Consider the following 13,346-nt stretch of genomic DNA (forward strand, 5'->3'; position numbering starts at 1 on the left):
CGCTCAGAGCAGGCCGAAGGCGCGCATGACCCCGAGACCACCCACGACCGTCAGCGCTCCCGACACGGCGTAGACGTGCACGACGCGCACCCGCGCGGCCCGTCGGATCAGCGCCAGGGCCCGGCGTGACGGCGGTGTGTGCCCCAGTGGACCGAGCTGGCGCAGCGCCGGGCCGATGGTCGCGTCGAAGAGCCGTTCGACGTGGGCCCCCACCGAACCGGCACGGGTGAGCAGGGACCCGGTGGTCGAGCCGAGCTCGGCCACCAACGACCGGGAGACCTGGGCCCCACGCAGCAGCACCAGGGCGAGTGCGCAGCCACCCAGGGCGCCTAGTCCCACCATGCGGTCTCCCCGCGCCTCGCCTGGCTCCTGCACCCACACGAGCACCGTGATCACCAGCCCGGTGAGCACACCGAGCCAGGCGGGGGCGATCCCACGGTCGACCACCCCGATCACGGCGCGGTGCGCCCGGCTCACGAGCGTGCTGCGGACCATCGCGAGGTCATCGGCAGGGGCGCCCTGCAGTGCGCCGACGACGCCGACGAGGGCGGTACGGGCCTCGGCGCCCGCTGGTCCCTGCCCCACCAGCCAGAGATCGAGATCCGCTGCTGACTCCGCCACCAGAGCGCGCAGCACGGCCCTCTCGGTCCCGGAGATGTCAGTGCGGACCTCTGCCTCCACCAGTGCGAACCGGTAGGAGTCGGCGAGCCGTCCCACGGTCTGGACCAGGTCGCTGGGCACCACCTGAGCGTACGTCGGTGGCGTGAGGATCGTGACGACGCCGGCGAGGCGGACGGAGCGCCCGGCGGGGCGAGGTAGCGTCGAGGCCGTGGAGCACCCCGGATCGGACGAGGCTGCCCGTCGGTCCCGTCCCGGGCTCACCGCATGCAGCCTGTGCAGCGGCGAGACGCTCGGGGACCGCGACCCGGCGGCAGGTGGACAGGCCGCCAGGCTGCGTCGGCTGCAGGCCGAGGGCCTGGCGAGGTTGACCTTCGTGGAGTGCCTGGACGAGTGCGAGCGCGGTGACGTCGTGGTGGCACGCCCCAGCGCGAGCGCCCGCGCGTCGGGAGGCCCGGTGTGGTTCGAGCGGCTCGCGGGGGACGACCCGACAGGACACCTCGCGAGCTGGCTCGCCGAAGGCGGCCCAGGTGTGGCACCGGTGCCGGGGCCGCTCGCCGCGTACCGAATCGACAGAGACGGGCCACCGACGGGACGCGACGGCGGCGCCGAGGTCGGGTCCGCGGGTGTCGACCGCGCGGAGTGACGTCGACACCGACCCGCCTGGCAGGAATACGGCGTGGCCCCCCTCTGTTCAAGGCATACCCCCCTGGGGTATAAAGGGATGACTCCCCACGACAGACCGAGGAGTGGACGGATGAGCACGCGACAGCCCCAGCACACGACCCCGGACCACCACCGTGCCAACGCCCTGGACCATCCAGATCACATGTCGCACGGTGACCTTCCAGCGCACACCGGCGCACCCGGCGAGGCAAGCCACGCGGGGCACCACGACCACGTCGCGGAGTTCCGCCGGCTGTTCTTGATCAGCCTCGTGCTGGCTGTCCCGACGGTCGTGCTGAGCCCCATGTTCGCCATGATCCTCGGGTACGACCTGCCCGACCTGCCCATGATCAACGCTGTCCCACCCGTTCTGGGGAGCGTCATCTACCTGTGGGGTGGTCGGCCCTTCCTGGTGGGAGCCGCCAAGGAGATCGCAGCGCACCGCCCAGGGATGATGCTGCTCGTCGGGATGGCGATCACCGTGGCGTTCGTGGCCTCCTGGGGTGCGAGCACCGGACTCCTCCCGCACGAGCTCGAGTTCTGGTGGGAGCTGTCCCTCCTGGTCGTGATCATGCTGCTCGGGCACTGGGTCGAGATGCGCTCGCTCGCGCAGACCTCGTCTGCGCTCGACTCCCTCGCAGCGCTCCTGCCCGACACCGCCGAACGTGTCGAGGGCGACCAGGTCGTGCCCGTCGCCCCCGCCGACCTCCGGCTCGGTGACGTCGTCGTGGTGCGCCCCGGGGGTCGGGTGCCGGCGGACGGCGACGTGGTCAGCGGCACGGCCGACGTCGACGAGTCGATGATCACCGGAGAGTCGCGCCCGGTGCGGCGCACCGTGCACGACCGGGTGGTCGCCGGGACCGTGGCCACCGACTCCGCCCTGCGGGTGCGGGTGACCGCCATCGGGGACGACACCGCCCTGGCCGGGATCCAGCGGCTCGTCGTCGAGGCGCAGGCCTCGACGAGTCGCGCCCAGCGCCTGGCGGACCGCGCCGCCGGGTGGCTCTTCTGGTTCGCCCTGACCGCGGCCGTGGTCACGGTCGTCGTCTGGTCGGTGCTCGGCACCCCGGAGGCCGCACTGATCCGGGCGATCACCGTCCTGGTCATCGCCTGCCCGCACGCGCTCGGCCTCGCCATCCCGCTCGTCGTCTCGATCGCGACCGAGCGCGCCGCCCGTGGCGGCGTGCTGATCAAGGACCGGATGGCCCTCGAGCGGATGCGGACCGTCGACACCGTGCTCTTCGACAAGACGGGCACCCTGACCCGGGGTGAGCCGGTGGTCCAGGAGTTCGTGGCGGCGAGCGGTCAGGACGAGGACGAGGTCCTGGCGCTGGCCGCAGCGGCGGAGTCCGACAGCGAGCACCCGCTGGCCCGGGCGATCGTCACCGCGGCCACGTCCCGGGGCTTGCGACCGGTGCCGGCCAGCAGCTTCGAGGCCACGACAGCGGTCGGGGTCCGGGCTGAGGTCGCCGGCCGAGAGGTGGCCGTCGGCGGGCCGGGCATGCTCGCCCTGCACGACGTCCGTGCCCTGCCGCAGACCCTCCCGTGGGAGAGGCGCGGAGCGATCGTCCTGCACGTGCTCGTCGACGGTGTGGTGGTCGGCGCGTTCGGCCTGGCCGACGAGGTGCGCCGGGAGTCGCACGACGCGGTCCGAGCCCTGCACGACCTCGGGCTCCGTGTGGTGATGATCACCGGAGATGCCGAGGCGGTGGCGAGGTCGGTGGCCGACCAGCTGGGCGTGGACCAGGTCTTCGCCGGCGTGATGCCCGAGCACAAGAGCCAGAAGGTGCTCGAGCTCCAGCAGGGTGGCCGGACGGTCGCGATGGTGGGCGACGGCGTCAATGACGCACCCGCGCTCGCCCAGGCCGACGTCGGGATCGCGATCGGTGCGGGCACAGACGTGGCGATCGCGTCGGCAGGGGTGATCCTGGCGAGCGACGACCCGCGCTCCGTGCTGTCGGTCATCCGGCTGTCGCGGGCGAGCTACCGGACCATGGTCCAGAACCTGTGGTGGGCCGCGGGGTACAACCTGGTCGCCGTGCCGCTCGCCGCCGGGGTGCTGGCCCCGGTCGGTTTCGTGATGCCGATGGCCGTGGGGGCGCTGCTGATGTCGGTGTCGACCGTCGTGGTCGCGCTCAACGCCCAGCTGCTGCGTCGCCTCGACCTGAGCCCGCGGCTGGAGGGAGCAGCGACCCTCAGGGACGCCAGAGCACTGCGTGCGTCTCGTCAGACGTGAACTCGCAGCCCACCGCCCACCCGCGGTCGTTGACGGCGTTGAGCACCCCCGCCGCGTCCGGGAGCAGCGCAGGGATGCCCTGCACCTGTCCCGGCCCTCGGGTCACGAAGCCCTGCTGCCCCCCGTCGGCCGGCGTGAGCCACCCCACCACCGCGCCGTCACGGTTGAGGTCGGTGGCGGTGCCCGAGGTCTCCCCGTCGGGGGTGAGGACCTCGATCTCACCGTCCTTCGACCAGCGCACGGCGACCATCTGGCCCGAGCCTGCCGCGGAGTAGGCGTATCCGACGGAGACACCACGGTCGTTGATCGCGGAGGCGAGGGCGTGGTCGCCGGCCCCGAGGGGTGCGAGCCGCGTCAGCGTCCCGTCGGCCTCCCACCGCACGGGTACCTGGACCCCGTTCTCGTAGGCGTAGCCCACGGCCTGACCCGTGCGGTTGACGTCCAGTGCGCCGGCGTCCCCACCGAGGTCGGGCAGCACGGTCAGGGCGTTCGACTGCCACCGGAAGGCACGTGAGGGGCCGCCGTACTGCCCGGAGATCCCCACGACGACGCCCCGGTCGGAGAGCCCGGTCACCGAGGAGTACTGGTCCTGCGGGTCGGCCACACCGATGACTCGGGTGCGACGGCCGTCCCACACGGCGGCGACCCCGCCGGTGGTCCCTCCGATCTGGCCCGAGGCGTTGATCCGGGTGGCGGTGGAGAGCCCGTCCGGGAGGGAGGTGATCCGCCCGTGCCGGTACACGTGGGTGTCGGTTACGACGACGCCACGGTTGTTGATGTCGCGGGCGCACTCCTGGACGCCGATCAGCTCCAGTCCCCGGCTCACGGGACCGTGGGCGTGGGCCGGTGCTGCGTGGAGCCCCGCCAGCAGCACGCCGACGACGACGAGTGATCCCGCTCTCTTCACGTTCTTCCCCCTGATCACGGGTGCGGTTCGTCGAACCGCACCTTCCCCCCGAACCGGCACATACCGGCCAGGGGAATGATCCGCCTGTCTCCGGTCTGGCGCAACGTCCGGACCCATCTGTGACCATGCCGTGTCCTGGCGGGTCACGTCTCCTGGGAGCGGGGGAGCGGCGCGCAGTCGAGCTCCCACCAGACCACCTTGCCGCTCGGGGTGTCGTCGGCGCCCCAGCGCGAGGCGAGCCGATCGATCAGCAGGACACCGCGACCGTCCAGGTCCGTCGGGGTGGGGTCTCGGAGCACCGGGACGCTCGAGGTGCCGTCGAAGAGCTCGAGCCGAATCTGGGTGTCCCGGAGCAGGAGTCTCAGCTCGAGCGGGTTCGCGGCGTGCTCGATGCCGTTGGTGACGAGCTCGGAGGTGAGCAGGCGGACGGTGGCGGACTCGTGCTCGGACAGTCCTGCGGTCCCGAGCTGCTCGTCGACCCAGCTGCGGGTGGCTGCCGGCTCGCGCAGGTCAGGCATCACGGACCGACGGAGCGTGGGGGTGTCCCCACGGGCTCCACCGATCTCAGAGGTCTCGGCCACGGCGCCCCTCTTCCCCCGGCGGACTGTGCTGGGACGTCCGCATGACGGCCGTCCAGGCCCACACCCTAACCCGCCGCCCTCAGGAGCCGTCCGGCGACGTGACGACGCGCCCTAGGCTCGGGGCACGGGCGCGTTCGCGCGACCGATCGTCGGATCCAGCTGAGGAGCTCCAGCCGTGACGACCATCGACCTCAACTGTGACCTGGGGGAGTCCTTCGGGCCGTGGTCCATGGGCGACGACGCAGCGATGCTTGCCCTGGTGAGCAGCGCCAACGTCGCCTGCGGCTTTCACGGGGGGGATCCCCTGGTGGCCCGCAGGACCTGCACGACGGCCGCCCACGCGCAGGTGAGGGTGGGCGCCCACGTCGGCTACCGGGACCTGGGAGGCTTCGGCCGGCGCTTCGTCGACGTCGACCAGGAGGAGCTCACCGCGGAGGTCATCTACCAGATCGGCGCGCTGCAGGCCGTGGCACGCTCGGCGGGGACCGAGGTCAGCCATGTCAAGCCGCACGGCGCCCTGTACAACGCCATCGTCCACCACCGCGAGCAGGCCCGCGCCGTCGTGGCGGGGATCCACGCGGTCGAGCCGGCGCTCCCCCTGCTGGTCCTGGCCGGCTCGGTGGTTCAGGAGGAGGCCCACGCCGTCGGGCTGCGAACCGTGACCGAGGCCTTCGCCGATCGTGCCTACCGACGGGACGGGACCCTGGTGCCGCGGGGTGTCGAGGGGGCCGTGCTGCACGACGCCGAGATGGTCGCGGACCGCGTGGTCCGGATGGTGGTCGAGGGAACGGTCGAGACCGTCGAGGGTGACGTGATCGAGATCGACGCCCAGAGCGTGTGCCTCCACGCCGACACCGCGGGTGCCGTCGCCCTGGCCACCGCCGTCCGCCGGGCCCTGCATGCGGCGGGCGTCCTGGTCGCGAGCTTCTGATGACACCCGAGGTCCGGGTGCGCCCGATCCACGCGGTCGGAGACCACGCGATCATGGTCCAGTGCGAGGACCTCGAGGAGGTCCTGGCCCTGCACGGCGAGCTGAGGTCTCGTCCTCGTCCTGGTCAGGTGGACGTGGTGCCCGGCGCCTGCACCCTCATGGTGCGGACCGAGAGCCCCGCAGCGGCACTCGCCCTCGCGGCGGAGCTCGCGTCGCTCATGGTGCCCCCGGCGGGGACGGAGATCGGCAGGACGCTCACCCTGGACACGGTGTACGACGGCCCGGACCTGGAGACGGTGGCAGCCCGAACCGGCCTGAGCATCGAGGAGGTCGTGGCGAGGCACGCCGCTGGGACATGGGTAGCAGCCTTCGTCGGCTTCGCGCCGGGGTTTGCCTACCTGACCGCACCGGGTTCAGGTCTCCACGTGCCGCGGCACGACTCCCCGCGCGCGAGGGTCCCGGAGGGCTCGGTCGCCCTGGCGGGGTCCTTCTCGGCGGTCTACCCCCGAGACTCGCCGGGCGGATGGCAGCTGATCGGTCGGACCACCGCTCGGCTGTGGGACCTGGGTCGTGAACCCCCTGCACTCGTGCTGCCGGGAGACCGCGTCGTCTTCCGGGCAACCCGTGAGGTCGTGAGCGCTGCGCACCGCCCCCGACAGGCGCCGCCGGCACCGGTGAGGCCGCGCGCCACCCGGGATCTCCCGAGGCCGTCCGGGCTGATGGTGGTGAGCCCAGGACCGCAGAGCCTCGTCCAGGACCTCGGGCGCCCCGGCCAGGTCCACCTGGGTGTCGGCAGGTCCGGTGCCGCGGATCGCGGAGCCGCCATCAGGGCGAACCGGCTGGTGGGCAACGACCGTGGCGCGGCGGTGATCGAGACGGTGCTGGGGGGTCTCACCCTCCAGGCCCGGGGCCGCCAGGTGCTCGCAGTCACCGGACCGTCCTCACCCCTGACGACCCGTACCGCCCACGGCGCGGGCACGCCGCCCCCGGAGGTCGGCCGGCCCTTCGTGCTCGAGGACGGGTGCGTGCTCGAGGTCGGTGCCCCGGTGCAGGGTCTGCGCTCCTACGTCGCCGTGCGTGGAGGGCTGGACGTCGACCAGGTGCTGGGCAGCCGGTCCACCGACCTGCTGGCAGGGATCGGTCCGGACCCGTTGCGCCCGGGTACGTGGCTGGGCGTGCTTCCCGCCGGCGGCCGACCTGTCGCCGGCTGGCCAGACGCCGGTGTCCGGGAGGTCACCGGTCCGGTCCGGGTCCGCGTGGTCGCCGGGCCTCGCGACGACTGGTTCGGACCTGCGGGGCTCGCGTCCTTCCTCGACCAGGAGTGGACGGTGACCCCCGACGCCAACCGGATCGGGCTGCGTCTCGACGGCAGCCCGCTCGTCCGGACCCGGACCGAGGAGCTTCCGAGCGAGGGGACGGTGGAAGGGGCGGTGCAGGTCCCCGCCTCGGGGCGGCCGGTCGTCCTCCTCACCGACCACCCGGTGACCGGCGGCTACCCGGTGGTGGCCGTGGTGGTGCGTGCCGACCTCGACCTGCTCGGTCAGCTGCGCCCCGGAGCCCGGCTGCAGTTCGAGGCGGTCACGGGTCCGAGCCTCCCGCGACCGGTGATGCGGTGAGACGCCGCCGCGACGCGCTGACCAGGACCCTGACGGCGAGTCGGCCCGCCGGCCGAGCTCCGGCCGGCACGAGTCTCACTGTGCGTCGAACTCCCAGTGCCACGGCTCCTGCGGGCCGCCACCGCCGGGCTGCATGATCCGGGGGTGGTACCAGCCGAACCGCTCGGCGTTCGCCTTCATCCACCGGTAGTTCGCGCTCCCGAACTGCCCGAGCCCACCGAACCCGCCGAAGTCCACGGCGAGTGCCAGACCGTGGTTGGAGGTCCCCGGGGTGGCCGCGAGCGAACCCCGGCTCCGCTTGACGGCGACCTGACGGTCGTAGCTGCGGTAAGAGCTGACGATGGTCAGGTCGGTCCCGAAGTCCGCCCGGTAGGCCGCGTTGAGCTCCTCGAGCGCCGCTGCGGCGTCGCACCGGATCAGCGCGTCGCGCGCGAAGGAGACTCCGCACAGAGCGTCGGTGGGGATCTGGCCGTTGGGGGCGTCGGATGCCACGGCGATCTTGCGCTCGATCTCAGCGGCTGCAGCCCGGGCCGCAGCCTCTGCGGCCTCTCGGGCGGCCTCGGCCTCGGCCGCTGACGCCTGCAGCTGGTCGGACAACGCGGCGACGTCCTGTGCGGCGGCAAGGATCTGCGCGCTGACGTCGAGGTCCAGTGCGTCGACGTCAGCGCTCTCCGGGAGCTCGGTCGGACCGTCCTGCGGCTCGAGCGACCCGTCGGGGGCAGCGGGATCCGGTGCGGTGACGTCCACGTCAGGCAGGTCGGTCGGCAGTGCGGGTGCTGCGGAACGCGAGGCGGCCGAGGCCGACCGGTCGGCACCGGGCACGGGCGGAGACCGGAACGGGAGCGCGGACTCGCCGTCGGCGGTCTCCGGGGTCTCCTCGTCGAGCTCGGCGTCGGGGGGCTCCTCCTCGAGCGAGGCCGGGGCGACCGGGGAGGTCTCGATCAGCGAGGTCAGCTCGGCGACTGCGGCGTCGAGGGCGGCGATGGTCTCGGGGGTCACCAGCTCCATCGCGTCGGCGCTCACGGCGCCCGCCGTGTCGACCGCGTCGCGAGCGACCACCAGGGCCTCCTCGCGCTTCGCGGCCGCGAAGCCGGCGGCCTCCCCGGTCAGGCGCGTGGTCGTGGCGCGGTCCACGCGCTCGGCGCGGAGCTGGTTCAGCGCAGCGGCGGTCGTGGCGTCGGCCTGCTGCTGGTTGCGTGAGCGGTGCTCGGCGTGCACCTGGGTCATGCCACCCAGGAGCAGTGCAGCGGCGAGCACCCCGACGGTCGCCGGCCGCGACATCGTGTGCTGACGGCTCAGAGCGGTGCGTGCGGCGGTGCGGTCGCGCCCGGCAGTGCGGCCCTGCCGTCGGACCGCAGGGGGGCTCAGGACGAGGGAGAACGGTGACCGGCACGCCTGGTCGGCCAGGCGCAGCTCACGTCGGGTGGTCGGGGCCCGTTCCGGCGTGACCTGTGGGGTCGCCGCCTGCGACGGACGGCGCGACTGCTCCGCGGCTCGTCGCTCACGTCGGGTGACCGGCGTGGGGTCCTGCTCCGCCATACGTGGTGATCCTCGCTGTCGAGATGCCCGGTCCTGGTGACCGGGTCGATGAATCGTGCCTTGTGCCGCAACGTGGATTCGGCCGGATCCATCCCTCTCTGAAGGGTTCTTGCCAAGCCATCACCGGATCCACACATTCAGCCGGTCAGAGCCGTCACAAGACGATGGCGTTCGTTGCACGGACCGCTTCACCCAGGCCGCCCGGCATGCCAGCCCGTGCAGCACGCGGGATCACCCCGCGGTGAGCCGTCCGACCAGTGACTGCGCGGCTGCCGTGACGAGCGCATGGTCGTGGGTCACGACGAAGTCGAACTCGCGGGCACGGTCATCGGCGGTCCCCAGACCTGCCGGGGGACGACCAGGCCCTGCCTCCCGAGCGATCAGGGCGACGGACTCGTGGGCTCCCAGGACCACGACGGTCCACTCGCGTGCCAGGGGGTCGTCCGCGGCCAGGCTCGTCCCGTGCACGCCCACGACCGGGACCCGGGGCATGCCCACACCGAGCGCGCCGACGAACGGCAGCGACGCGGCCAGCGCCGAGTACCGGCCGGCGGTGGCGCGGGTGAAGTACCGGGAGTCCTGGAAGCACGCGAGCAGCACCGGGGGAACTCGGGACTGCCGGGCGACGAGCTCGAGGCTGTGGGAGAGGGGAAGCAGCAGGTGCTTGGGTGCGCGGCGCAGGTCGGTGCGTCCCGCGACCAGCGTGGAGGGCTCGGTGCGGGATCCGCCCCTGACGGGGTGCGGCACGAAACGGGGACGGGCGTCGGCGGTCTGCGTGAACGCCCGGGCGGGACGTCCCCACAACCATCCCTGGCCCAGTGTCGCCCCGAGGACGAGCGCCCGGGTCAGGTCCTCAGGGGTCTCGATGCCCTCGGCGACGACCTCCGCACCGCTGGCCTCGGCGTAGGCACGGACGGCTCCTGCCACGGTCAGCGTGGCAGGATCCTCGATGCTGCGCAGGAGCGCCAGGTCGAGCTTGACCACCTCAGGACGCAGCAGAGGGATGAAGGCAAGGGACTCAGGCTCGACCCCCACGTCGTCGAGTGCGATCGCGCAACCGGCCGCACGCAGCCGCTCGGCGCCCGCGAGCACCCCAGCCGGATCGGCGGCAAGGGCACGCTCGGTGATCTCGACCACCACCTGGGTGCTGTCGCGGCGGGACAGCGCCTCCACCACGACGTCCAGGTGGCCGGTGAGCGTCGAGGGCTCGATGTTGACGAAGAGGGTCCGGGACCCGCGCGGAGGCAGCCGAGTGGCGTCGTGCAGGGCCGCCTGGAGCGAGCACCGCTCGAGGTCGCTCAGCCGCCCGACCGCTCGGGCCGCGTCGAGCAGGACCAGCGGGGACTCCCATGGACTGCCCGCGGGGCCGCGGAGAAGGGCCTCGTGCCCCACGGCGGCTCCGCTGTCCAGATCGATCAGCGGCTGGTAGACGCAGGAGAGCGCACCGTCGTGCAGGAGGTCGTCGATCGGTACCAGGGGCGTACCTGCCAGGGCTCGCACGTGGTGCTCGGTTCTCACTGCTTCCTCATCGACCACGATCCTGCGGTCGTGAGGCCTTCCGAGGACCGGTGCCGGCGGTGCCGGCGGGTCCTAGCGGCGTGTCGCGGTGCCGTACTCCCAGTGCCACGGCTCCGGCGGCCCGTTGCCGCCAGGCCCCAGGGCAGGGGGGTGGTTCCACCCGTGGTCAGGTCCGTGGACGACCATCCAGCGGTAGGTAGGACGGCTGAAGTCACCGAGGCCGCCGAACCCGGCGAGGTCCACCGCGAGCCCCCGCCCGTGGTTGGAGCTCCCCGGCACGGCCGCGAGCTCGGGCTTGGTCTGCCGGAGCAGGACCTGGGTCTCGTAGTCCCGGTAGGTGCTGACCAGCGTGAGGTCGGCGTCGAAACGCTCGCGGTAGGCCACGTTGAGCGTCTCGAGGGCAGCGGCAGCGTCGCAGCGCAGCAGGGCATCGGCGTCGAAGGAGACAGCGCACAGGGCCGAGGACGGGATCCTGCCGTTGGGTGACGCGTCGGCGGCGGCGACCTTGCGCGCCAGCGCGGCGGCGGCCTCTTCCTCGGCTGCTCGCTGGGCCTCGCGCTCCGCGGCCTGGGCCATGCTCGTCTCGACCGCCGCCGAGATCGTGGCGGTGATCGTCGCGACCTGCTCGGCCGTGGCGAGGATCTGCTCGCTCGCCTGCAGGTCGGGGGTCGATGTCGACGCGGGTTCGACCGTCGACGCGGGTTCCACCCGAGCAGCGTCCCCGCGAACCGTGACCATGCTGTCGGCGACCGCGGGCGAGGCGGCGGCAGGGGCGGCGCTCTCTTCGGCTGCCGGCCCGGCGGTGCGCTCTGCCGGCTCGGTCGGGAGGTCCGTTGCCGAGGGTGTCGCAGCGAGGGGTTCGACGACGTCCTGGATCATGGCGACGGGTGCGACCGGGTCCGGTCCGGCGGGGACGGCTCCGACGAGCGCTGCGAGGTCGGCGAGAGCAGCGTCCAGCGGCGCGAGGTCGTCGGGCGTGAGGTGCACCGCTGCGAGCTCTGCGACGCTGGTCGCGGTGTCGACGGCGTCCTGCGCGGCCGCCAGCGCACGAGCGTGGGTGTGGGTCGCGTGAGCGCCCGCCTGCCCGGTGAGTCGACTGATCGCTGCCGCCGTGGTGCGTCCCTGGTGGGCCTGCGCCAGCTCTGCCGCCAGGACGACGTCGGCCGCGGCGCGCTGCGCGGTGACGACGCGGTCGAGCTGTACCTGGGTCAGACCGCCGGCGAGGAGCGAGAGGCAGAGTGCGGTCGCAGCCGCCGCGTGGCCGAAGTGGGGGCCGGCCGGTCGCGCAGCGCTGTGCCGACCGGACGAGCGTCGACGGTCCGCACCCGGGGGGCCGGGCAGGCGACGTCGACCCGCCTCCTCGGCGAGCCTCAGCTCGCGCCGGGTCACCGGCGCGGGGATCGGTCTCGTCATGGGTGCGGTGTCCTCAGCAGGGTCGGATCCGGGGGAGCACGGTCGCAGCTCCTGGCCCCTGTCTCGACGCTGCCCGCACGCCCCTCAAGGGCAGGAGCGGGTGATTCCGCGCGATGTCACCCGTTTGCGCGTCAGCAGGCCTCCGACTGCTCGCCGAGCCATGGCGACAGCACGTCCTCGCGTCCGAGCCACCGCACCAGGCCCTCGGTCATCTCGGCCTCGCTCACCAGGATGTCCTCGAAGGCCTGCCGCAGGCGCACGATCTCTGCACCACCGCCGGTTCCCGTGTAGACGAGCCGGGTGAAGGGCTCGCACCCGGCCCAGCTGTCTGCCTGACCGACGGCCAGCTGCCCTCCGGCGCCGTCCCAGATGCACGCCGAGTGCGGCCGTGTCGGCACCCAGAAGACTCCTCGGCTGCGCAGCCGCCCGCTGCCGAGCCGTTCGACCTGGTCGACGAGGCGCTCGGGGTGCAGCGGGCGGCTCGAGCGCAGCTCGATGCTCCAGACGCCGTTGTCCGTGGGACCGTGCGCGGCACGGGCGCGCAGCGGGTCCAGGCGCTGCTCTCCGGCGGCGCTGTCGTGCCGGCCCTGGACCAGGCGGGACAGGTCCAGGAGGTGGGTTCCCTCGACGCGGACGCCGTCAGGGGCCCGCAGGTGGTCGACCAGGTCCGAGTCGATCGGGTGGTCGGTGGCCTCTCCGGACACCACGACGACGTCGGCGTGCCCGAGCTGCGCCACCAGCGCCTCGCCGACCGACCGCCGGTCGTCGGCCGTCAGCGCCAGGCCCCGTTCGGCGAGCAGGTCGTCACCCAGGATGTCGTGCTCGACTGCCCCCAGGTCGAGCGCGTTCACGATGCTCGCCACACGCAGTGCGCTGAGCTCCCCACCACGCCGCATCATGCTGCCGAGCTGGCGGGTCACCGGAAGCGACTCGGCCGAGACGGGGAGCGTCAGCACCACCACGCCCCAGCGTCCGTCGTCGGCGAGCCGGCGCAGTGCGGGCACAGCGTCCTCCCGCACCGCGCAGCTCAGGCAGGCGTGCTCGAGGGGGAGGTGCTGGTCCTCGACGACCCCGTGCGCGTCGAGCACGAGTCGTCGCAGACCCCCGCCCCCGGGTCCGTCGGTGATGTCGTGCCGCAGCACGACCACTCCGGGCGCGTCGGTGAGCATTCCTGCGACCGCGGTGTCGCGCAGCACGGGGTCGATGGTCGTCAGCACGACCAGGGGCAGCGGGGCGGTCATGGTGCTCCTCAAGTCGAGAACGGTTCTCAGTCAGCCTAACGCAACATGAGAACGGTTCTCGCCAAGGGGGTCTCGGCGTG

General features: G+C 73.0%; 11 protein-coding genes. 4 read left to right on the forward strand and 7 right to left on the reverse strand.

Annotated features, from left to right (window positions below; genetic code table 11):
• Positions 1-3 precede the first annotated feature (3 nt).
• Positions 4-741, reverse strand: a complete 738-nt coding sequence (locus M1R94_RS15290) for a hypothetical protein (RefSeq protein ID WP_249382581.1) — start codon at positions 739-741, stop codon at positions 4-6.
• An 88-nt stretch (positions 742-829) separates the two neighbouring features.
• Here M1R94_RS15290 and M1R94_RS15295 point away from each other — a divergent pair, with 88 nt between their 5' ends.
• Both M1R94_RS15295 and M1R94_RS15300 read left to right on the forward strand, forming a co-directional pair.
• Complete coding sequence (locus tag M1R94_RS15295; protein ID WP_249382582.1) at positions 830-1,264, forward strand: hypothetical protein; 435 nt, start codon at positions 830-832, stop codon at positions 1,262-1,264.
• A gap of 111 nt (positions 1,265-1,375) precedes the next feature.
• On the forward strand, positions 1,376-3,520 hold the full coding sequence (locus M1R94_RS15300) for a heavy metal translocating P-type ATPase (RefSeq protein WP_374109475.1): 2,145 nt from the start codon (positions 1,376-1,378) through the stop codon (positions 3,518-3,520).
• Here M1R94_RS15300 and M1R94_RS15305 read toward each other — a convergent pair.
• Together M1R94_RS15305 and M1R94_RS15310 are read right to left on the reverse strand one after the other, a co-directional pair.
• Positions 3,480-4,427, reverse strand: coding sequence for a hypothetical protein (locus M1R94_RS15305; protein ID WP_249382583.1), 948 nt, complete (start codon positions 4,425-4,427; stop codon positions 3,480-3,482). The two genes, M1R94_RS15300 and M1R94_RS15305, sit on opposite strands and share 41 nt — an antisense overlap.
• Positions 4,428-4,570: 143 nt before the next feature.
• Positions 4,571-5,008, reverse strand: a complete 438-nt coding sequence (locus M1R94_RS15310) for an ATP-binding protein (protein WP_249382584.1) — start codon at positions 5,006-5,008, stop codon at positions 4,571-4,573.
• Between the two features lie 175 nt (positions 5,009-5,183).
• On the opposite strand from M1R94_RS15310, the gene M1R94_RS15315 reads away from it, so the two are divergent.
• Positions 5,184-5,939 carry a LamB/YcsF family protein gene (locus M1R94_RS15315; RefSeq protein WP_249382585.1) on the forward strand — a complete coding sequence of 252 codons (756 nt, stop codon included), beginning with the start codon at positions 5,184-5,186 and terminating at the stop codon, positions 5,937-5,939.
• A complete protein-coding gene (locus M1R94_RS15320; protein ID WP_249382586.1) occupies positions 5,939-7,555 on the forward strand; it encodes a 5-oxoprolinase subunit B/C family protein in 1,617 nt (538 codons plus the stop codon). Before M1R94_RS15315 ends, M1R94_RS15320 begins: the two co-directional genes overlap by 1 nt.
• 75 nt (positions 7,556-7,630) lie before the next feature.
• On the opposite strand, the gene M1R94_RS15325 is transcribed toward M1R94_RS15320, so the two are convergent.
• From M1R94_RS15325 to M1R94_RS15340, 4 genes are all read right to left on the reverse strand, one after another.
• Positions 7,631-9,094, reverse strand: coding sequence for a M15 family metallopeptidase (locus tag M1R94_RS15325; RefSeq protein ID WP_249382587.1), 1,464 nt, complete (start codon positions 9,092-9,094; stop codon positions 7,631-7,633).
• A 231-nt stretch (positions 9,095-9,325) separates the two neighbouring features.
• Positions 9,326-10,612 (reverse strand): sensor domain-containing phosphodiesterase, encoded by a 1,287-nt coding sequence (locus M1R94_RS15330; protein ID WP_249382588.1) that lies wholly within the window; start codon positions 10,610-10,612, stop codon positions 9,326-9,328.
• 72 nt (positions 10,613-10,684) lie between these two features.
• Entirely contained in the window at positions 10,685-12,025 is a 1,341-nt protein-coding gene (locus M1R94_RS15335; RefSeq protein WP_249382589.1) for a M15 family metallopeptidase, read from the reverse strand.
• A 131-nt stretch (positions 12,026-12,156) separates the two neighbouring features.
• Positions 12,157-13,266 carry a CobW family GTP-binding protein gene (locus M1R94_RS15340; protein ID WP_249382590.1) on the reverse strand — a complete coding sequence of 370 codons (1,110 nt, stop codon included), beginning with the start codon at positions 13,264-13,266 and terminating at the stop codon, positions 12,157-12,159.
• Positions 13,267-13,346 lie beyond the last annotated feature (80 nt).

The organism is Actinotalea alkalitolerans, assembly GCF_023369855.1.
Classification (GTDB): domain Bacteria; phylum Actinomycetota; class Actinomycetes; order Actinomycetales; family Cellulomonadaceae; genus Actinotalea.